This window comes from Lunatimonas salinarum (genome assembly GCF_017811155.1).
Classification (GTDB): domain Bacteria; phylum Bacteroidota; class Bacteroidia; order Cytophagales; family Cyclobacteriaceae; genus Lunatimonas; species Lunatimonas salinarum.
Genome location: NZ_JACVCV010000006.1, coordinates 55,549 through 76,460 on the forward strand (window position 1 = coordinate 55,549; position 20,912 = coordinate 76,460).

17 protein-coding genes and 1 tRNA gene are annotated in these 20,912 nt (G+C 43.9%); 10 read left to right on the forward strand and 8 right to left on the reverse strand.

All coding sequences use genetic code 11. The features are described from left to right. Positions 1 to 20 precede the first annotated feature (20 nt). From IAQ59_RS08725 to IAQ59_RS08735, 3 genes are all read right to left on the reverse strand, one after another. Positions 21 to 2,549 (reverse strand): ATP-dependent Clp protease ATP-binding subunit, encoded by a 2,529-nt coding sequence (locus IAQ59_RS08725; RefSeq protein WP_209330417.1) that lies wholly within the window; start codon positions 2,547 to 2,549, stop codon positions 21 to 23. A 72-nt stretch (positions 2,550 to 2,621) separates the two neighbouring features. Then, a complete protein-coding gene (locus IAQ59_RS08730; RefSeq protein ID WP_209330418.1) occupies positions 2,622 to 3,257 on the reverse strand; it encodes a WbqC family protein in 636 nt (211 codons plus the stop codon). Positions 3,258 to 3,306: 49 nt separating this feature from the next. Beyond that, entirely contained in the window at positions 3,307 to 3,936 is a 630-nt protein-coding gene (locus tag IAQ59_RS08735) for an L-threonylcarbamoyladenylate synthase (protein WP_209330419.1), read from the reverse strand. Between the two features lie 326 nt (positions 3,937 to 4,262). On the opposite strand from IAQ59_RS08735, the gene mltG reads away from it, so the two are divergent. From mltG to IAQ59_RS08760, 5 genes are all read left to right on the forward strand, one after another. Further along, on the forward strand, positions 4,263 to 5,309 hold the full coding sequence (mltG, locus tag IAQ59_RS08740) for an endolytic transglycosylase MltG (protein WP_209330420.1): 1,047 nt from the start codon (positions 4,263 to 4,265) through the stop codon (positions 5,307 to 5,309). A gap of 7 nt (positions 5,310 to 5,316) precedes the next feature. Then, a complete protein-coding gene (locus IAQ59_RS08745; RefSeq protein WP_209330421.1) occupies positions 5,317 to 5,736 on the forward strand; it encodes an acyl-CoA thioesterase in 420 nt (139 codons plus the stop codon). A gap of 10 nt (positions 5,737 to 5,746) precedes the next feature. Further along, positions 5,747 to 6,688, forward strand: coding sequence for a YihY/virulence factor BrkB family protein (locus IAQ59_RS08750; protein ID WP_209330422.1), 942 nt, complete (start codon positions 5,747 to 5,749; stop codon positions 6,686 to 6,688). A 116-nt stretch (positions 6,689 to 6,804) separates the two neighbouring features. Further along, the gene (pta, locus tag IAQ59_RS08755) at positions 6,805 to 8,901 is read left to right on the forward strand and encodes a phosphate acetyltransferase (RefSeq protein ID WP_209330423.1); all 2,097 of its coding nucleotides are present in this window, start codon (positions 6,805 to 6,807) and stop codon (positions 8,899 to 8,901) included. Positions 8,902 to 8,930: 29 nt separating this feature from the next. Further along, complete coding sequence (locus IAQ59_RS08760) at positions 8,931 to 10,130, forward strand: acetate/propionate family kinase (RefSeq protein ID WP_209330424.1); 1,200 nt, start codon at positions 8,931 to 8,933, stop codon at positions 10,128 to 10,130. 80 nt (positions 10,131 to 10,210) lie between these two features. Here IAQ59_RS08760 and IAQ59_RS08765 read toward each other — a convergent pair whose 3' ends face one another. Beyond that, positions 10,211 to 11,743 carry a DUF4394 domain-containing protein gene (locus IAQ59_RS08765; RefSeq protein ID WP_209330425.1) on the reverse strand — a complete coding sequence of 511 codons (1,533 nt, stop codon included), beginning with the start codon at positions 11,741 to 11,743 and terminating at the stop codon, positions 10,211 to 10,213. A gap of 266 nt (positions 11,744 to 12,009) precedes the next feature. On the opposite strand from IAQ59_RS08765, the gene IAQ59_RS08770 reads away from it, so the two are divergent. Next, positions 12,010 to 12,094, forward strand: a tRNA-Ser gene (locus IAQ59_RS08770). 237 nt (positions 12,095 to 12,331) lie between these two features. Here the strand turns inward: IAQ59_RS08770 and IAQ59_RS08775 are convergent. Both IAQ59_RS08775 and IAQ59_RS08780 read right to left on the reverse strand, forming a co-directional pair. Further along, positions 12,332 to 15,916 (reverse strand): tetratricopeptide repeat protein, encoded by a 3,585-nt coding sequence (locus IAQ59_RS08775; protein ID WP_209330426.1) that lies wholly within the window; start codon positions 15,914 to 15,916, stop codon positions 12,332 to 12,334. 213 nt (positions 15,917 to 16,129) lie between these two features. Then, positions 16,130 to 16,315: a hypothetical protein gene (locus tag IAQ59_RS08780; RefSeq protein ID WP_245189513.1), complete on the reverse strand. Its 186-nt coding sequence runs from the start codon at positions 16,313 to 16,315 to the stop codon at positions 16,130 to 16,132. Between the two features lie 431 nt (positions 16,316 to 16,746). On the opposite strand from IAQ59_RS08780, the gene IAQ59_RS08785 reads away from it, so the two are divergent. The 3 genes from IAQ59_RS08785 to IAQ59_RS08795 are packed head-to-tail and all read left to right on the forward strand — an operon-like array spanning position 16,747 to position 18,764. Beyond that, positions 16,747 to 17,043, forward strand: coding sequence for a hypothetical protein (locus tag IAQ59_RS08785; RefSeq protein WP_209330427.1), 297 nt, complete (start codon positions 16,747 to 16,749; stop codon positions 17,041 to 17,043). 29 nt (positions 17,044 to 17,072) lie between these two features. Next, complete coding sequence (locus IAQ59_RS08790; protein ID WP_209330428.1) at positions 17,073 to 18,569, forward strand: hypothetical protein; 1,497 nt, start codon at positions 17,073 to 17,075, stop codon at positions 18,567 to 18,569. A gap of 6 nt (positions 18,570 to 18,575) precedes the next feature. Next, entirely contained in the window at positions 18,576 to 18,764 is a 189-nt protein-coding gene (locus tag IAQ59_RS08795) for a hypothetical protein (protein ID WP_209330429.1), read from the forward strand. Between the two features lie 187 nt (positions 18,765 to 18,951). Here the strand turns inward: IAQ59_RS08795 and IAQ59_RS08800 are convergent, their stop codons facing one another. Then, positions 18,952 to 19,230 (reverse strand): ImmA/IrrE family metallo-endopeptidase, encoded by a 279-nt coding sequence (locus IAQ59_RS08800; RefSeq protein WP_245189514.1) that lies wholly within the window; start codon positions 19,228 to 19,230, stop codon positions 18,952 to 18,954. Positions 19,231 to 19,459: 229 nt separating this feature from the next. Here IAQ59_RS08800 and IAQ59_RS08805 point away from each other — a divergent pair, with 229 nt between their 5' ends. Then, the gene (locus IAQ59_RS08805; protein WP_209330430.1) at positions 19,460 to 20,011 is read left to right on the forward strand and encodes a hypothetical protein; all 552 of its coding nucleotides are present in this window, start codon (positions 19,460 to 19,462) and stop codon (positions 20,009 to 20,011) included. Positions 20,012 to 20,301: 290 nt separating this feature from the next. Here the strand turns inward: IAQ59_RS08805 and IAQ59_RS08810 are convergent, their stop codons facing one another. Further along, positions 20,302 to 20,877 carry a hypothetical protein gene (locus tag IAQ59_RS08810; protein ID WP_209330431.1) on the reverse strand — a complete coding sequence of 192 codons (576 nt, stop codon included), beginning with the start codon at positions 20,875 to 20,877 and terminating at the stop codon, positions 20,302 to 20,304. Between the last annotated feature and the right edge of the window lie 35 nt (positions 20,878 to 20,912).

Here is a 20,912-nt window from a genome sequence, read left to right on the forward strand (position 1 = left end):
AATGGGATTAGCCGATATTTTTAGTCAGCTTTTTCTTTTCGTTCCACACTAATGGACAATTCGTCGCCTTCACCGGTGTAATCCGCTGTGATGACATCTCCCTCGGAAAGCTCTCCCTTGAGAATTTCTTCGGCAATGGCATCTTCCAAGTATTTTTGTATGGCACGGTTAAGTGGGCGTGCACCATACTGTTTGTCATATCCTTTTTCAGATAGAAAATCCTTGGCCTTATCGGTCAGTTTGATGGCATAACCCAAGTCGGTAATGCGTTTGAACAGCTTGGCCAAGTTGATGTCAATGATCTGATGTATATGTTCTTTGCTCAGACTATTAAAGATGACCACATCGTCCAATCGGTTGAGAAACTCTGGGCTAAATGCTTTTTTCAGGGCACTCTGAATGGTAGATTTCATGACATCATCCATGTTTTCCTCTTTTGCCTTGGATGAGAATCCGATGCCTGCACCGAAATCCTTTAAATCCCTGACACCGATGTTGGAAGTCATGATGATGATGGTATTTCTAAAGTCTACTCTGCGTCCCAAACCGTCGGTTAAGATACCGTCGTCCAACACCTGCAAGAGAATGTTGAATACATCCGGGTGGGCTTTCTCGATTTCATCCAGAAGAACGACTGAGTAGGGCTTTCTTCGTACCTTTTCAGTTAGTTGGCCTCCTTCTTCGTATCCCACGTAGCCGGGAGGTGCTCCCACCAAACGAGATACACTGAATTTCTCCATGTACTCCGACATGTCTATTCGTATCAATGCATCGTCTTTAGCAAACAGGTACGTAGCCAACATTTTGGCCAGTTCAGTCTTTCCCACTCCGGTAGGTCCCAAGAAGATGAAGGAGCCTATTGGTTTTTTTGGATCTTTAAGGCCTACCCTTGTACGCTGAATCGCTTTAGTGAGCTTGATGATGGCACTTTCCTGCCCTACTACCTTGTTTTTGAGCTCCGCACCCATATTTAGTAGTTTTGCGCCTTCATTTTGGGCAATTCGTTTGGCAGGAATACCGGTCATCATGGCGATCACCTCGGCCACGTTGTCCTCCTCTACGATGTAACGTTTTGTTTTACTTTCCTCCTCCCATTTTGCTTTCGCATTTTCCAGTTGCTCCAGCAATTTTTTCTCACGATCACGGAGTTGGGCTGCTTCTTCATACTTTTGGGATTTCACCACCCGATTTTTCTCCACTTTGATTTTTTCTACCTCTTCTTCGAGGCTGAGGATGTTTTCAGGCACATGGATATTGTTGATATGTACCCGCGCACCTGCCTCATCCAAAATGTCGATGGCTTTATCCGGGAGGAATCTGTCTGAAATGTACCTGTCTGAAAGATTCACGCACGCCTGAATGGCCTCAGGTGTATAGATCACGTTGTGGTGATCCTCGTATTTGTCTTTGATGTTTTGCAGGATTTGTACGGTTTCTTCCGGGGAGGTGGCATCCACCATTACCATTTGAAAACGTCGAGCCAATGCGCCGTCCTTTTCGATGTATTGGCGGTATTCATCTAGGGTCGTCGCGCCAATGCACTGGATTTCACCCCTAGCCAAAGCCGGCTTGAACATGTTCGAGGCATCCAAGGAGCCACTTGCCCCACCGGCACCTACGATGGTATGAAGCTCATCGATAAAGAGAATGACGTTTGGTGATTTTTCCAACTCGTTCATCACAGCTTTCATGCGTTCCTCAAACTGTCCACGGTACTTGGTGCCTGCCACTAGGGAGGCCAAGTCCAAGGTAACTACACGCTTGTTAAAAAGCACGCGGGATACCTTCTTTTGGATGATCCGCAGCGCAAGACCTTCTGCGATGGCGGTTTTACCCACACCCGGTTCACCGATAAGAATGGGGTTGTTTTTCTTTCTCCTTGATAGTATCTGCGCCACCCGCTCGATTTCCTTCTCCCGGCCAATGATGGGATCCAGCTTGTCCTCCTCCGCCATGCGAGTGAGGTCTCGGCCAAAGTTGTCAAGTACCGGAGTTCGGGACTTCTCTGCCGTACCGGATTTCGCACCGGAGGAAGAACCGGCAGAGGATCCAAACAACTTGGACCCTTCATCGTCCGAGTCGTCCGCTTCTGTACCGGATCGTGGAGATTGATCGGTTTGAAATTCCAACATTTCCTTTACGGAATCGTAGTTCGCATCAAATTTTTGGAGGATTTGAGTGGCGATGTTGTCTTCGTCCCTAAGGATAGACAGCAGCAAATGCTCCGTACCAATCAGCTGACTCTTGAAAATCTTTGCTTCCAAGTAAGTGATTTTCAATACTTTTTCAGACTGCCGCGTAAGGGGGATGTTAGCCAGATTTTTTACGGTATGGTTTGCGGTACCTTTGACGGCCCGTTCTACGGCGTTTCTCAATTCATCCAGGTTTACGCCCAGTTTTTTCAGAATGGAAACAGCTACACCTTCTCCTTCGCGAATCATGCCCAGCAGAAGGTGTTCCGTGCCTATGTAGTCATGACCTAGACGTAATGCTTCCTCTCTGCTGAGGGAGATTACCTCTTTGACTCTATTTGAAAATTTTGCTTCCATTTATATCCTTTCTTATCAGCTTTTCAAATCGTTGTTTAATAGTATCGAATTTGTTTTAAAAACACAATACTTTTATGTATTGTTCAATTTCTTTTTTACCGATTGGTCTAAAATGTATTTGGCTTCCGGACCTTGGCAAAACAACAAATCGATGATGCTCAAATTAGGAACAAAGTCTACGCCAAAGACTTGTGTGTAGGGCACCGGATGGTAAAATTCCAGTTCCAAACCCTCCTTTTTCGTGTCTAAGACCCCTCTGAAGTCCATTGCTTCAATAAATGGCCCCGATTCATCCTCCATGACCAAATTGGCGCGAATGTTTAGAAATCTAAGACAAATTGTCAGTAAATCCAAGTTTAGTTCCCATAGAAACCGGCGATTTTTTTTGTACACGCCCTCCAGGTCCGGGAATAGATACTCAAAATAAGGCGCCTTACCATAGGCACTCTGTATTCCCCTGAGGTGTACGTGCAGCCATTTTTGTGCATAATCGATCTCAACGGCCTCAAATCGGTGGTTTTTCTTTCCACCCTTCACCGGCACACTCAATTTTTCCACCTTGTTGGCAAGCAAAATTTCACAGCGGTTTCGATATGTCTGTTTAACGTATCTGTCTTCCAGAGGGATACGGATTTCCTCAAAATCTTTTACCAAACAAAAATATGCCAGATTTGGCAGGTAAAAAAGGTCGGTCCGGACAATGTGCATTATTTTTTTGTTTAATGGGCACTTTCCTCGTTGTCAGTCGCTTGACAGTTTAGAGATATTCGTCGATTTCACCCAATCCCTGCCTTAAAACCGTTATTTCATCTTGGGTACAATCCACCACGGTGGAGGCAACATTGTGCCCATATCCACCATCGATTATAATATCTACCTGGTCTTTGTATTTTTCGTATATCAATTCAGGGTCTGTACTGTATTCTATTACGTCGTCTTCATCTCGGATCGAGGTAGTCAGGATGGGCTGCCCCAGTTCTTTGACCAATAGCCGCGGGATGGCGTGGTCCGGCACGCGGATACCCACGGTCTTTTTTTTGTTATTGAGGAGCTTCGGGACTTTGTTGTTTGCTTCCAAGATAAAGGTAAAGGGCCCTGGCAGGGATTTTTTCATCAACTTAAACACCCGGTTTCCAAGGGTTCGGGTATATTCGGAAATATCACTTAGATCGTAGCAAATAAAGGAGAAGTCGTGTTTTTCGGGCTTTACACCTTTGATCTGAGCTACTCGCTGTATGGCTTTTTGGTTGAAAATGGCGCAACCCAAGCCGTATACGGTATCCGTTGGGTAGATGATGACCGCACCTGCCTCTAGGGCATCAACGATTTTTCTCACCCTTCTGGGATCCGGGTTTTCCGGGTAAAGTCTTAGATATTCGGCGGGCATGTGTAAGCTCGGTTTGGGTAACCCATTGCTGGATAAAGCAAAAGGTCTATATATTTGGCGAAAAGTAGAATTTTTATTTGTCAAATCAAAGCAATCAACCTAGGTTGCTTATGAAAATACAATTTGTGTGGGGTCTTCGTTTTACCCGGTGGGTTGGCCTGACCAAAATCCCTGAGTTAGCAGCAACGCTTTCCTGCCGACATCCCGGTCACCGGTGGGGCATTCTTGCTTTTTCGTGTTATATTTGTGCCCAATCGTTGGGGCAAGCAGCGATTGGGTTGGTCGTTAACCAGTTGATAAAGAATAATATGTCGAGCTAAAATCCAATGGTTTCAGAAAAGAGAAGTAAATACTTAATGGTTGGGATCGTGGCATTTTCGGTGCTGTTTGCGTCCTTATCCTTTTATTTTTATCAGGCCTTTTTTTCTCCTAACACGCTAGTGGAGGGAGATACCCCGGTGAGTTTTTACATCAGCACCGGATCTGATTTTGAGACTGTAAGGGACGAACTCGTCGGTCAGGGGATTGTTCAGGACCTGCTTACCTTCAGTTTTGTGGCGAAAGTGATGAAGTACCAAGACCGCGTTATGCCCGGGCACTACCGAATTGCTCCCCGGCTTTCCAACCGGGAGTTGGTAAATCTTTTGCGTTCCGGCAGGCAAACAGCCGTTAACGTGACTTTCAATAATGTTCGGTTAGACACGGACTTAGCCGAGAAGATTACGCGGAATCTGGAAATGGACAAGGAGGACTTTCTGAATCTCCTGCGAGATACGGTATTGATTTCGAAGTATGGTTTTGAAAAGGAGACGCTGCTCTCCTTGTTTATTCCCAACACCTATCAGGTATTCTGGAACGTTAGTCCCGAGGGGCTGATCGATCGGATGTACAAGGAATACGAGCGGTTTTGGACAGAAGAACGAAAGGCAAAGGCCAGCGCCTTGGGGATGACCCAACAAGAAGTGTCTACCTTGGCCTCTATTGTGCAGGCGGAGACGGCAAAGGCGGATGAAAGGCCAAAGGTTGCAGGGGTTTATATCAACCGGTTGCGGATCAATATGGCCCTGCAGGCGGATCCTACCTTGGTGTTTGCATTGGGAGACTTTGAGATCAAGCGAGTGCTAAACGTACACAAAGAGATTGACAGTCCTTACAATACCTATAGGCACGTAGGCCTTCCTCCGGGCCCGATAAATCTACCCGAAATCTCCGCGCTAGACGCCGTGCTTAATTATGAAATGCATGATTACCTGTATTTTTGTGCAAAGGAAGATTTCTCCGGGTACCATGCTTTTGCCACCAACTTGAGAGACCACATGAACAATGCGAGGAGGTACCAAAATGCCTTAAACAGGTCGAAAATATATAAGTAAAAGAGCCATGTTTTCATCACAGACAAGCCTGAGAGTACGGTATGCGGAAACCGACCAAATGGGATATGTGTACTACGGTAACTATGCCATGTACTACGAGGTGGGCCGGGTGGAGGCCATGCGAAACATCGGGTTTTCATATAGTCAAATGGAGGAAGAGGGCATTATGATGCCTGTGTTGGAAAATCATACGCGCTTTTTGTGGCCGGGGCGTTACGATGAGTTGCTCACCATCCATACGCACATCAAAGAAATGCCGGGTATGCGGATTTGCTTTCATTACGATATCTATAACGAAGAAGGTCGATTGATCAACCAAGGGCAGACGTTGCTTACCTTTCTACGGACCGCCAACCACAAGCCATGTCGGCCTCCGAAAAATCTGCTAGAACTGCTGCGCCCTTATTTCGAAAACGAAACTGCGTGAAATAGCACCTTTGAGAAAGCCATTGCACGATATCGCCGTCAAGCTGCATCAGCAGGCCATCAAGTTGCGGACGGTCCACTTTGGCAATCCGGATCAAAACCTATATGATGTAGGAAAGATTTTTTTTCGACAACTCCAAAAAGATGAGATATTTGAAAGAGCAAGTGCCATGGCCTTCAATTTTACCATCGCACTCTTTCCACTGATTCTTTTTTTGCTTAATGTGATTCCCTACGTGCAGTTTTTTGTCGGGGCCGTTACAACGGAAAACATCCTGCTCTTTATTCAGGAAATCATGCCTGGATCACTCTATCAGGAAGCGGAAGCAACCATTATGGATATAGTGAGCAAGCCGAGACAAAGCCTTCTCTCGCTGGGCTTTTTTCTTGCCCTATACCTGGCGACGAATGGAGTGATTTCTCTGATGAACGCGTTCAATGCGGTATATAGAACAAAGGAAAGCCGGGGATTTTTATATACCAGAGCAATTGCGGTAAGTATTATCATGGTGTTGGTCCTTAGCATTTGTGTGGCGGTATTGATCATGATTATTGGCAGCGGGATGTTGTATCGCTTGTCCACCTACGAATTTGTCAATAATACGCTGTACTATTACTCGTTGTCCGCCCTAAAGTTTCTGGTGCTTCTATTGCTGTTTTTGATTGCCACAGCCTATATTTTTCGGTTTGCGCCGGTGGTGCATGACAAGTGGCATTTCTTTTCTGCCGGATCGATCGTGGCTGCACTGTTGATCAATCTCAGTTTTTATGCCTTTACCTTTTACCTAAACAATTTTGCCAGCTATAACAAGCTGTATGGTTCCATAGGGACTATGATCGCGCTGATGCTTTGGCTTTGGATTACCTCCATCATCGTATTGGTAGGATTTGAAATCAACGTAAGTCTGGACAAGGCTGCTATACGTCGCAAGCGGCGAATTTCCCGCGGATAGGCCATTCATCCGCGGATGACCGTGGGGGATTGCCCAAAATACCGTAAATTTGACGGGGTGTTGGTCAGGAGGGGGATTTGCCAAAAATTTGCTTTGCCTTACATTTAAACGATTACATGCAACCTAACAAAAGTATTTTTATCGCCACTACCCAGCCTTTTAGCGGCAAGTCAGTTATCGCATTGGGGCTAGTAGATATGCTGCTGGCCAAGGCGCAGCGCGTAGGGTATTTTAAACCCATTGTAAATCAGCATCCGGATTTAAAGCGGGATCCACACATCGACACCTTGATACAGCACTTTAAACTCCCGATTGAATATAAGGGATCCTATGCCTACACCAAGGAAGAAGCAAATCTGCTGATTGAGTCGGGTCATCAAGATGAAATTATCGATACGATCATCAGCCGGCAAAAGGAGATAGAAGCCAACTACGATTTTACGGTGATTGAAGGCAGTGATTTTCTGGGAGAGGGAACGGCCTTTGAATTTGACGCGAACGTGACCATCGCCAAAAATCTGGGTGCCCCGGTGATCATCGTACTGTCCGGTGATGAAAAAAATATCGCCCAGATTTCCAGTGCGGCCATGGTGACCCTGCGGAATTTTATAGACCGTAAGGTGAAAGTGGTTGCCGTGGTTGTCAACAAAGTGGACGGAGAAAATTTGGAGGGTGTACGGGCAGCGCTCCAAAGTCAGCTTCCTCCATCGGTGCTGCTTGCCGTTATACCCAAGATCCAAGAACTCAAGAGCCCCACCATGCAGGAAGTGAAAAATTACCTGGGGGCTACGGTGCTTTTTGGAGAACGTCACCTCGCAAACCGAGCCGATCACTTTATTTTTGGGGCCATGCAAGTCCCCAATTTTTTGCAGCACATCAAGCGAAATGTTTTAGTGGTCACTCCGGGCGACCGATCCGATATCGTATTGGCTACCTTGCAGGCCGATCTGTCCAAAAATTACCCGAAGATTGGCGGAGTAGTCCTGACAGGTGGTTTTGAAGTCCCCGAATCGGTCCTTCGACTGATAGAGGGTTCTGAGCATACACTCCCAATTTTGGCCGTGAAGGAGCCGTCATTTTATGCAGCCACCAAAGTGGCTGGGATCCACTCCCGAATCATGCCGGACGATGTCGAGAAGATACATCATGCGGTAAGTACTTTCCGCCGGTTTATTGATGTAGACCGCCTGGAAAAAGAGATCGCTTCCTTTAAGCCCACAGGGGTTACGCCGCGAATGTTTCAATACCAACTGGTGAGTAGGGCAAAGCAGCGGAAACGGCACATTGTATTGCCAGAGGGTAAAGATGAACGCATCCTGAAGGCAGCAGACCGTTTGGTGCGCCAGGAAGTGGTAAATATCACCCTGCTGGGTGATCCGGAGGAAATCCTAGGAACGATCAACAGATTGGGGCTGAGCCTTGATCGCCATAATTGCCAAATCATCAATCCGGTGGATGCGGTGTATTTTGAAGACTACGTGAACACCTTGTATGAACTCCGTAAGGCAAAAAATATGACCCTCAGCGTAGCCCGGGATTTGATGAGTGATGTGGCCTACTACGGCACCATGATGGTGTACAAAGGGCACGCCGATGGCATGGTGTCGGGAGCCATTCACACCACCGCCCATACGATCCGCCCTGCGTTGCAAATCATTAAAACCAAGCCGGGCATTTCGCTGGTTTCGTCGGTCTTTTTCATGTGCTTACCGGATCGGGTCACCGTTTTTGGCGATTGTGCGATCAACATCAACCCCTCTGCCGAGCAGCTGTCCGAAATTGCCATTTCTTCGGTGGACACCAGCAGGAAGTTTGGGATTGAGCCACGGGTAGCCATGCTGTCCTACTCTTCCGGCGCTTCGGGTACCGGGGATGACGTGGAGACGGTGCGCCGTGCAACGGCGATTGTGAAGGAGTCCCATCCCGAAATAAAGATAGAAGGGCCCATACAATACGACGCCGCCGTAGACCCGACAACCGGACGACAGAAAATGCCAGAGTCTGAGGTGGCGGGCAATGCATCGGTACTTATCTTTCCGGACCTAAATACGGGAAACAACACCTACAAGGCGGTGCAACGGGAGTCTGGAGCAATGGCAATTGGCCCGATTTTGCAGGGCTTGAACAAGCCGGTAAACGACCTAAGCCGAGGCTGTACGGTTGATGACGTGTTTAATACGGTGGTTATTACCGCCATTCAGGCGCAGGATTAGCACTTTTTTTTGGACAAAGAACGAAAACTATGAAGATACTCGTGATCAACTCGGGGAGTTCCTCCCTCAAGTACCAACTTTTTGACATGCCTGCCGAGACCCCCCTATGTGTGGGATTAGTGGATCGCATCGGGTTGGCCAAGTCCTCCCTGACCCATACGGTGCAAGAAGGTGGCCAGGAATTGGTTTTTCGCGTAGACGTGCCCATTCCAGACCATAAGGCTGCCCTGTTGAAGGTAACGGCCATGTTGACCGACAGAGAGGCGGGGGTGTTGGATAGTTTGGCAGAGGTTTCGGCGATTGGCCATCGAGTGGTGCATGGGGGTGAAGAGTTTGCTTCCACGACCCTGGTCACGGATGCGGTCAAGTCCAAGATAGCAGAACTGATTTCCCTCGCTCCCCTTCACAACCCACCCAACCTACTTGGGATTGAGGTCGCCGAGGAATTGTTTCCAAGGGCGAAGCAAATTGCTGTTTTTGACACGGCTTTTCATCAATCCATGCCATCCCGAGCGTATCGGTATGCCATTCCACAGGAGCTCTATACAGTGCAGGGCATCCGTGCTTATGGGTTTCACGGCACCTCCCATCAATACGTGGCCAAAAAGGCGCAGACCCTACTAAATAATCCGAACGCTAAGCTCATCACTGTCCACTTGGGCAATGGATGCAGCATTACGGCGATTGACCGTGGGGTTTCTATGGATCACAGCATGGGGTTGGGCCCAATGGGCGGTCTGGTAATGGGCACCCGGTGCGGAGACATAGATCCCTCGGTGATTTTTCACCTGATCCGCGAAAGGGGATTTTCCGTCAAGGAAGTGAACGAAATGTTCAACAAGCGAAGTGGTCTATTGGGGCTTTGTGGCTACAGCGATATGCGGGATGTGAAAAAGGCCATTGCTGCTGGGGAGGAAGATGCCCGGCTCGCTTACGAGTTGTATGCCTATAGAATCAAAAAGTACGTGGGGGCCTATTGTGCGGTACTCAACGGATTGGATGCCTTGGTTTTTACGGCAGGGGTAGGCGAGAATGACCCCGATATGCGAGAGGCCGTGTGTTCGGGTATGGATTACTTGGGTATTCGTCTGGATCCGTTCAAAAACCGGCAGGGTAGTGGGGTGCGTGAAATTCAGGATCCTTCCTCCGCGGTGAAGGTGCTCGTAGTGCCCACCAACGAGGAACTGGAAATTGGACTGCAAACCTATGCGTTGGTGCAGGAAGGCTAGGCACTGCTACAGCTGAAAAAGCGCATGGCCCCCAAGTCTATCTCGGGAGCCATGCTAAATTTCTCAATGCCAATTTTTTTTTAGAATCCTAGCCCTACGGCCATCGCTGTGGGCTCAATGGCGAAGTCGGCTATCTTGGTAGCCATGCCGGTGCTGAGGTTTATGCCGTACACGGCTGTCGCATTGCCCACTTTCAGCAGCGCAAATCCGTTGTCCGAATCACCTCCTATATCAAACCCGTTATCTGCGTGAATGTCTACCCCCAATGGACCTACAGGTACCAATACGCCGTCATTTGGTGGGTCTTGCGTGTACAGCATGTTGGTTTCGGAGTCGATCACATAAAGCAAGGTGCTGCTGGTTCCGGCAAAGTTGTTGGTATAAGCGACGCCGTTTACCATGGGGTAACCGGGGTTTAAATCCCCGTCGGTAGCTACCACTGTGCCGAGTTCTGGGTGTAATCTCAAGTTTTGTCCCGTGTTACTTACCAATCGGATACGGTCTACGGTGGGATTAAAGTCAAACCCAAAGCTCTCGCCCATTAGGCTTGGGGATAGTCCGTCACCGATTTCCGTTGCTGCTCCGTTGGCGGTATTTATGGTAAACAGCCTGCTGTTGCTGCTGATGGCATACAAGGCACCGTTTGCTGGCCTAAAGTCAAGTCCTGCAATCCATTCGCCTTCCATTAGTCCGGTGATGTCCACGGGATTCATGGATGGCGCGGTAGGATCGAAGCGGTGCAATTTATTGTCAGTGGTAGCTGCGTAGGCGACGGGATTTGTTTTAAACGCGATGCCCACAACTGGGAGGGTAAATTTCCCTACCCATTCGGCCTTTCCCGTGGAGAGATTAATGGTGTAGAGTCTGGATTCATCCTCGTGCTGGGTGACGGCCAGTGCCGCGGCATTGTCCGGACTGATGTCAAAGTTGCCCATGCCCATAAAGTCGATTCCCAGGTCACCTACTTCTTCCAATCCACCGTCATTTGGGGGATTCTGGATGTAGAGCTTGTCGGTGGCGAAGTCAATATCGTAGAGCAGGGTAGAGGAAGCACCTGCCATGCTGTTGGTATAGGCAACAGCACCGATTTGGGGGTTGTTGCCGCCGCTTATGTTTCCGTCGGTGGCCACGACCGTCCCCAGCTCTGGGTGCAGGCGTAGATTTTGGCCTGAGGCGGTCACCAGCCTGATTCGGTCTACGGTGGGGTTAAAGTCTATGGAGGCATTATCTCCCATGATCGCTGGGGAGAAGGGGCCGTCACCGAGTGGTGTGGCCATGCCGGAGTTTTCGTTGATCAGGTATAGGCGGCTGCTGCTGCCGAGCGCATAGAGCTTGCCGGTGGCGGGTCGGTAGTCTACGCTGATGATCATCTCGTCCGTGGGCAGTCCGGTAATGCTACGGATATCCATGGGATCGGCCAGGTTTCGCGCCTGGTAGCTGATCAGGCGGTTGTCATTGGTTAGTGCCGTGAACATTACCTCCGGGGCAGTCCCTGTAGGGCCGTCGGGGGTTTCTACGGTAGGCATGATGTCGTCGTTGCAGGCTGTAAGACTTAGGCCCGCAGCCAGGGCGAGTGCGCCCAGGAGGGTTTTTGAAAAATGGGATGTAATCATGATAGAAGTTTGTTTGGTTTGGGGGCATGTACGAGCTGGATGGTGCAGTTGGATTTGGGTGTCGGAAAAAAAGCGCGTACTTTTTTCTTACCAAGTTTGGCTTGGTGTTTTATTGCCTCTGAAAATCAATAGGGTAATGCGTAGAAGGGGAAAGTCTTTCGGGCCTAAAAAAAATTACCGGGGCCTTCATTTGAAAAATCAAAGAATGGGTTTACCTTTGCATTCCCAAAAGGAGTAAAAAGCTTTTGGAGAAATTCGACTGAATTAGAGGAGTGGCAGAGTGGTCGATCGCGGCGGTCTTGAAAACCGTTGAACCGAGAGGTTCCGGGGGTTCGAATCCCTCCTCCTCTGCAAAAGAAAAGTATAAAGCCCTGTAGATGAAGTATTTACAGGGCTTTTTCTTTGGGGTAGTCACAAATAAGTCACAAAACTGGGTAATCTTATCTGTCATATTTTATTTTAATAATTTCTTCTGCAATGTCATCCCCCCATTTTATGGGAACTGGTTGGGCTTCTTGAATTCCAGGAGTTTACCGTTATGGGTTCAAAGGGAAAGAGGAGGACTATCGGCGCATGAGCCCTTTAAACTCAAGAATTATCCGTAGGAATATTGTTATAGAATTTTCTTTTCTCCCTTATATCTGATATTAGTTCTTCAAATCTTTTTCTAAGTTGCAGGGGTATTGATTTAAGGGAAAGATCGTCTGGGCTTGAGAAATACAATATAGCGAAATATTCAACCTGGTAATTTTTTCTAAAAAAATTGAAAAGTTCCCCTCCTTCCAACTCCTTGCGAAGAAAATTTGAGTGATCATGGTAATAAATTAATAGGTAATTTCGAATTAGTTCTGGTTGATTTAACGTTATTTTCCTGAAAATTACCGATCGATTCTCTTGATAAAAAGGTTTTTTAACCCAAGCTGAAATAATTAATTTTTGAACATATTCATTTAAGGTTTTTCTTGAATTTTTTTCAAAATAAAACTCAAACAATTTCCAAGAAAAATCCTTGTTTTGGTTTTTCTTCCAATAAAAAAATGCAAGGTTATTATATGCTATTAAATACTTTTTCTCTATTGCCTTGTAATATAATTTCTCCGCCTCTCCCAACCGATTCTGAGATTCGTAAAGAAGTGCAAGGTTGTTTAATGAAGCTACATCATCTTTTTCAATGGCTTCGAGATAGTATTTTTTCGATTCTTCCAACCGGTTCAATTTCTCATAAAGAAGAGCAAGATTAAATTTCGCGGCAATAATTCCCTTTTCATCGGCTTTAAGATAGTATTTTTCCGCATCCAACATTCGGTCCAGTTTTTGGTAAAGAACTGCAAGGCCGAATAGTGGACCTACCTGTCCTGTTTCAATTGCTCTAAGGTAAAATTCCTCAGATTCTTTTAACCTGTTTTGGCCTTGGTAAAGAACTGCAAGGTTGTTTAAGGCACCAAAATCTCCAAATTTGATTGCTTTGAGGAAATATTGCTCGGCTTCACCCAAACGATTCAGTTTTTGATATAAAACCCCAAGGCTGTTCAGTGCTCCAAAATCACCACTTTCGAGTGCCAAGAGGTAATATTTTTCTGCTTCTACCAACTTATTCTGGTTGAAATATAAAAATGCAAGATTGAAATATGCTAATAAATCTCCATTATCAACCGCCTTAAAGTAAGATTTCTCGGCCTCTTCAAATCTTTTTAATTTTTGGTAAAGGTTAGCTATAATGTTCAATGCACCTTTTACTCCCTTTTGGATAGCAATTAGGCAACATTCCTCAGCTTCTTTCATTCGGTTTTGGATTTGATAAAGAATAGTTAGGTTAATCCGCGAACTTTCATATCCCTTTTCAATGGCCTTAAGATAATATTTCTCCGCTTCTTCCAAGCGGTCCAGGTTTTGGTAAAGAATGCCTAGGTTGTTCAACGCTAACTTATCACCTTTTTCAATTGCCTTTAAGTAATATTCCTCGGCTTCTTTTGTCCTATTAAGCTCTTGATATATTAAAGCAAGGTTATTTATCGCACCTATATGTCCATTCCTGGTGGCATTCAAGTAAAATTCTTCAGCTTCTTCTAATCGGTGCTGTTTTTGGTAATGTATTGCAAGGTTGAAAAAAAGCATTCCCACATAATGGTTTTCCAAAATCTCAGTCTCAGAAACCCATTTAATATAGTGGTTTAGTCCGGGAAAAGTTTCATCCAAAAAGTTTGAAAATGTAAGGAAGCTCATCCACCATACCCGTTCAGGTCGAATATTCCAAACAGAATTATAAAGAATGGGTAGGTATGAATGAAACATGGGCTTCTCATACAGGTTGGAAAGATGGCTGGAAATATAAAATTCAGCTAACAAGTCTGGTTTTAACCCTGGAAATTTTCCCTCGGAGGATTCAGAATTTTCCATCCTAAATAAAGATTCTAATTGTTTCCAAAAAGACTCCTCTTCCCAGCGAGCCCCCAATCTTTTAAAAGGGGGAAGTTCCTTAATCCTTTCGAAATCTTTAAAAGTAAGAAATTCGCATACTGCTGCAAGCCAGATCAGATTTTTAAGAGCTAAACGTGAACTTTCATCTTTCCAAATATCAAGCTGGTTCCAAACCTTATCTTCCAATCTTTGTAAATGAAATTTAAGGTTGTCGTTGGTGTTCCAGCCGGTAATACTGGCACCTTCTCTTATCGCTACCGCCGAGAAAAATGCGAAGAGCGGCCTTTTTTCAGGATCCTGTATTTCCAATTCTCTCAATATGGCTGTTTTCTGGGAAAGTAGGAAATCAATTACCTCTGGATCATTCGACTCCTTGACTACCTGCAATACTATCTGCCATCTGTCATCCTCGTCCATTTCCGCAAGGTGTAGAGGTACTTCTTTTCCGTTTTGATAATAAGTAAAATAATGGGTCCTGGTTTTAGATGTAAAAATGATACGACTTAAATCTTCATCAAATTCCCTTTCCAAAAGTAAAACCCTGACATTATATTCAAAGTAATTCTGTTCTGACAAGTAGGATAAAGATTCAAGGATTTTGGAGATTTCCTCTTTCCGACCCTTTATGTAATCAAAAACAATCAAGGTAGGTGCAATAGGTTTAAACGAGTCCCAATTAAACTGGCTGTTTTTGTCCTTATCACAGAAGCCACAAATCCACCGAGAGGTGGCAGCCCTAAGACAGAATTCATTGGCTAATCTGCTTTTTCCGGCCCCTCCTGGACCACTTATCGCATAAAATAGAAAAATTCTATTATCAAACAGGAAGTCAGACAACACATTTAACTCATTTATTCTTCCTTGAAATGTGGTGTAAAGAGTTTCAAAACGGAATTGATCTCTAATGTCTATTTTTTTGTCTCGGTAGGATATAAGTTTTAAAGAAAATTGATTCAAAAATTCGGATTGAAGCTTTTGAAAACCCTTTAAAAGTAATTCATTTTGTATCCTGATGTCTTGGTCAATATCCAAAAGTGATATTTTGTAATACTCAGCATAATCTAAAAGCCCGTCTATTTTTTTATCAATCTTAGACAAACAACTCACGGAAGCCTGCAAAAGTTGGATTTGATAGGCTTTCCGAGCAGGCTCGCTTTTACTTAGGTTTTGAACAAAGTGGTACATAAACCTATCTTTAAACCCTTCTACAAGGGCTTTTACCAATCCTTCCTGATGATCCGACCTGAATTCGGGAAGTTGAATTTTCTTCTTTTCAACAAGCATTTCAATAAATTCAGATGGGTTAAGTTCCTGGTTCTTCGTTAAAATTTCTTTGATTAATTTTTCATCGTTCAGAAATTTTAAAAGGGGTACAAAAAAATTTTGTTCTATGGAATTTTGAAGGGTAAAATTTTCATCATAGGAAGGGATTTCAAATCCAAATTTGAGGGATTGCATTCGCCACCATGGAATATTTAGATGATTCCCTTCTATAAAATCCTTTTTTACTGATTCAATGGTTTGTTCTACGGCTTTCTGGAATGCTTTTTCTAGTTGTTGGTTTGGTTCCGTAATCCCTTCTTTGGAAAAATGATGAGCCGAAATTCCTGCCAAAATATTAACCCCTGAATCTGTCAATGCTGTGAGAATACTGGCAATCCCTAATCCTGTCAGTGATGCACTTCCTCCTGTAGCAAAGGCATCAAGGAAAACGGCAGTCCCAAGGAAAAAACCTGCTTTTTTAGAAATAGCCATAATTTTTATTTTGCTCAAAATAAAACCTTAGGAGCAAAATTCCCACTATTGAGGCTAAAAATCATCCTTTTAGCTTAGATATTTTCTCAGCAGATGTTAGATCTGTCCCAGTAGAATTAAAAAAAACTTAGCCCTAATTTTTTGTGGTATAAATCCGGAATTAACTCTTTTTAATCTAAGTTAAATTATAAAAATAGCCCCAAAGGGCTTTTTCTAAGCTTTCGTCTTTCGAGCCTTACCGCCTTTCGGCTCAGCTACTTTTTTGCTGATATAGGCCGTATGGGTTGATTGGTCTGGCTCTTTTAGCGAGGCGACTTCAAATACCAAGTATTCGTTGCCATCGTAATCTACCAAGTGGTCTTTGAGGATTTCCTCCAATTTTTCCCTGGAGATGGACACCCGGATGATGTTTAGATCTTTGACCTGGGTTCCTTTGCCAATGTAAGTTTTTTAATGTGGATTTGATTTGCTTTTCAGCGGTCACATTGAATCTCGCAAATTTAATTATCCCAGATTGTGAAAAGCACGTCACCCTCGATTTCAAATTGTGACATGACGTTTACTGTTTAAGGTTTGAAATTTGATTATGCCTAAGAAATCGGGGGCTGCGAGGATACCCAAGACAAGGGCCGGGCAAAAAAATTGCGGAAGGATTCCTCTGGAAAGCCCCATTTTTTTGACAGGCGAAGCGTACCATTGGCGGGTGGACCGCTGCTCCCATATTTGCATGGATCATAATTCAAAACCGGGAACAGGATCGATTATGGCATTGAAAAAGCCGTTGAAAAAGGAAATAGGGTAGGGCTTAAATCGGAAGAAGGTGCTAGGGAATGGAAACCAAGAGCAACTTTGGACTTCGTGGAAACGACAATGTAGTATACTTTTATTTTTTGCGGAACAAAACGGAACGACTGACGAACACCGCTTTACCTGCGTTGGGAAAAGCAAGTGTGGCACGGTATCGAATGCAGCTTTCCGGAATGGAGCAACGGGCTACTCTTGCTGTGTGGTGCAGGAAGTGGGTGAATGAAGAGAGTGAAGTACGAACAAACGGAATAAACCTACTGGAAGCACATGGATGTGGGCAGGGTGTACTTGGGGTGCATCAATTTAACTTTTTTTCATGATATTTGTTAGGTAATAATTTTCCTTGTTGATGAACACAAGTATTGAAATTGAGATTTCACCAATTGATGAAGTGGTCGAAGCTATCCTTGAAAAAATTGATGTTTTTTTCTTGAAGGATGTTGACGATAAATTCGTTTCGCCCGAAATTGAAACCGAGATTGCTAAACTGATAGATGAGCTGAAAGAGGATTTATATTGTGTAATTGAATACCCATATGTTGATAAGGTTTACAGGGATAGTTATTACCACTACTATTCATCCAAGCATTATACCTATCAACGGGATTGTATCAGAGTTTCATTATTCAGCGGTGAAATTTCGCATAATGATTTTCTTGATCCGGGAAGGCATGGTGAACTGAACAATAAATTTCTGGGGTTCTTTGTACTACGGCCTACCATCAATGCTTTATTTGGAAGGTCAATGATTAACCCAAAAGCATTTGAGGGATATGGCTATAAAATTTGCAGCTGTAAAGCAGATTGCCTTGTTTATGGGGTGAAATTAGTTGTTGATGGATTTCCCCATAGTTCTCAGGATGGAGAAACAATCAAATGTGCTGAGACAACTATTTGGGCACTGATGGAATATTTTGGAAATAAGTATCCAGAGTATAAACCTGCCTTGCCTGCGAAAATTCATCAAGCACTTGAAAGATTTTCCTATCAGAGACAACTGCCTTCGAATGGTCTGACTATGGACCAGATCTCTTTTGCATTAAAGGAGTTTGGGTTCGGGACAAGAATTTATGCTTTAGATGCTTATGGTAAATCGCTATACGAGATTATTGATAGTTATTTGGAATCAGGAATCCCGGTAATTGTTGGGTTGCAAAGCGGACATATTGGACATGTGATAATTGCCATTGGAAAGCATTATGGGAATACAAATGAATGGGAGGAGATTAAAAAAAGTCAGAAAGCAATAAAGGGGTCAGATATAGGTAGAATAGAAACAAGTTCAATACCTTCTCGATATGTGGTTCAGGATGACAATCTGATTCCATACAGATTGATAAATTTGGAACGACCAGGTGAGCACTACAAGGATGAGGATTGCTCCAATTTTGAAATTGATTCGATTGTAGTTCCTCTATACCCAAAAATTTATCTTGAAGCGGTTGTTGCAAAGGAATTGGTAATTCAGGTATTAGGAGATGTGAATATTGGGTATGATTTTGGGCACGATTATGTGTTTAGATTTTATCTAACTTCCAGCAGATCATTCAAAAATCATGTGGCTAAAATTGCGGATCTGGACATTGGATTGAAGAATAACATCCTGATTACAAAGATGCCCAAATTTATTTGGTGTGGTGAGATTTACACCCAAGATGAGTTTGATCATGCGGATAAAAAAGCAAATGGAATTGTTATTCTAGACGCAACTGAAGCTAATAAGGAGAGTATTGATGCGCTGATCTTTGCGGGATACCCCGACAGGTGTGTTAGCCTGAATGAAAATAATTTTGTAACTTTACAACACCAGTTTCAAAACTTCCGTTACTTCGGTAATCTGAAATAAAGCAAAATGGCAAGCAAAAGAGTTAAAATATCATTCCAAACTGTTAATGACGGTAAGTACACTGTCATTAAGAACAGTGCAATTGCCGAGACCAATCAACGGGTAAAAGCTGCCATGAAGGAAGTAGTCAGGGTTTACGAGAAGAAGGAAACCGAGTCGCAACAAAGTGCAGCCCTTCTTGTTCTAAACGCATAGAAATTATTAAAAATCAATATTTTAGCTATCCTTTAGATGCCTTTTTTTGTGCCTTTTTGTTCTTGGAACAATTCATTTATTACTTCAACTGTCGTGTGAAGCGGAAGGTCCAATTGAAAAAAATCGGAAATAAGATCCAATTCAATTAGATCAATAAAAATACATGCATCAGTAACAGCAATTTTCATCAAATGACTAGGTTCTCCTTTCTAAACTCCGCCAACTTCTGATTCTTCAATGCCGCTGCTTTGCTGATACTAATAAATTCTTCTGCCAGGGCCCTGAACAAGAGCTGGGAAAACCGATTCGAATGCTCTACACCTTCATATGCTACAGGTTCACTGGACCGGTATCCTAACTGGGTAAATACGATATAAAACTGTTTGAGGTAATTCTCAGAGATCAATCCAAGATCTTTGGCTCTGTAAACCAACGCCTGCATGGAAATCCCATATTGTTGTTTCATGGCCGAGAGTTCTTGAAAAGATAGTTTTGACCTATTTTATTTCTGACGCAAATTCATTTACCTTTCGGAATAGAGAATGAGCGGATTATAAATGCTTCTGAACAAATTCAGAATTTAATTCTTTAAAATGAAAGTATTATTGAAAATATACAAGTTTATTGATAACCATGATTGAGTGAATAGATAAAGTTTTAATGCTTATACGGTAGCTGTGACGAAAATAGAACAGATGTCAGAAACAAATAATGAGATGAATGATTTTTGGAATAGTAATTACTTAATTTCTTTTATAAAAGAAGAGGTTCAACGCCCTATTTTCAAAGTAGGCGAAACAACCTTAACTCCCAATGCAGAGAGTAAATACTTAATCAGGATAACAAGCAAATCAGAGGAGCAGTATCTTTCAAGTTTGGAATCGCAGCAAGCAAAAATCTTTGTGATCAAATCAGGCTCTGAATACATTTATGTAGGATATGCTTCGGATTCTATCCTCACTCGACTCTCAAAGGGATTGACAGATTCACTCGGCAATTACTTTGTAAAAGAAGGTGAATTTGAATCTGTAGAACTGGATTTATATGTTTTTGAATTTCCGCTTCTTGTTGATTACACCAAAACCGAAACAAGAAGTTATTACCAAATTATTCAATCTGAATTGATTTATTTAATCAAATCCGAAACCGGAAAATGGCCTACCCTTCAAAAACACATCAGCGTTTCGAGTTTAAATCAGGAAAAGGCTATTAAAATAGCTAGGGAGATGTTTGAAAAAGTAAAATAATGGATTTAACATACTTTGCTAGTGGGATTTTCCTATCAGTGGAGATGTAAACCCTCTGCCTGGAAGAACCACCTCAAAAGGTGTTTTTGACGGCAATTTTAGCCTGTGCAGTCTTTTGATATACTGCTTTTAATACAAGATTTGAACGATACATTTTAGGGGGCTAAACATTATTTTTCACCAAAGCTTCTGATTAGGTGGGTAAAGCTAGGTCAAATTTGATGAAGATTTAAAGGTTTTGGATGAGGGCGGTATTCTTCTTTTTATTGAAAACTGAATGATATCTTCCACTAATCGGATGGCCTGACGGAATTTAGAGGGATATGATAGCCCGCAAAAAATAGGAGTGGTGGAAGATTTTTGATGTCAGAGATGGATTGGGCAATCCGGAAGGACTCCTCAAAGGCATGGCTCCTAAATGGTAAAAGCAATCCGAAATCCCAGTATTGCCCGCGCCTCCGGTTGGAATTTAAGCGAAGTCCAGCGCCTGTACTTGGGCCACGGTAACTTTCCTGAAACCCGCCCACACCGGTAATCCGGATTACTGCATTGTAACCGTACATTCCGGTAACAAAAAAAGTCGTTTGCTTTTGGCTGGGAAACGAATACATAAAACCCACATTGTAGCCTAGCGAAACCAAGTTGTACCCCAATCCTGCAAATAAGCCCAACTCGTCCACTGGATGATAGGTAAATCTTGATCCAAAGCCCCCGTAGAGGAGCCCTATGCCGCCACCGATAGAGGCGCTGCCTTGAGTTGAAGTGCCGTATTTTTCCCTGGCGTACGGCCTTTCCTGTTGGCCAAAGCACACACCATGGGCGACGAAAAGTAACCCTATTGCCAGTAAGCAGATACGATGTTGCATGTGTTTATAGTTGATTCTTACGTGGTCAGCACAAA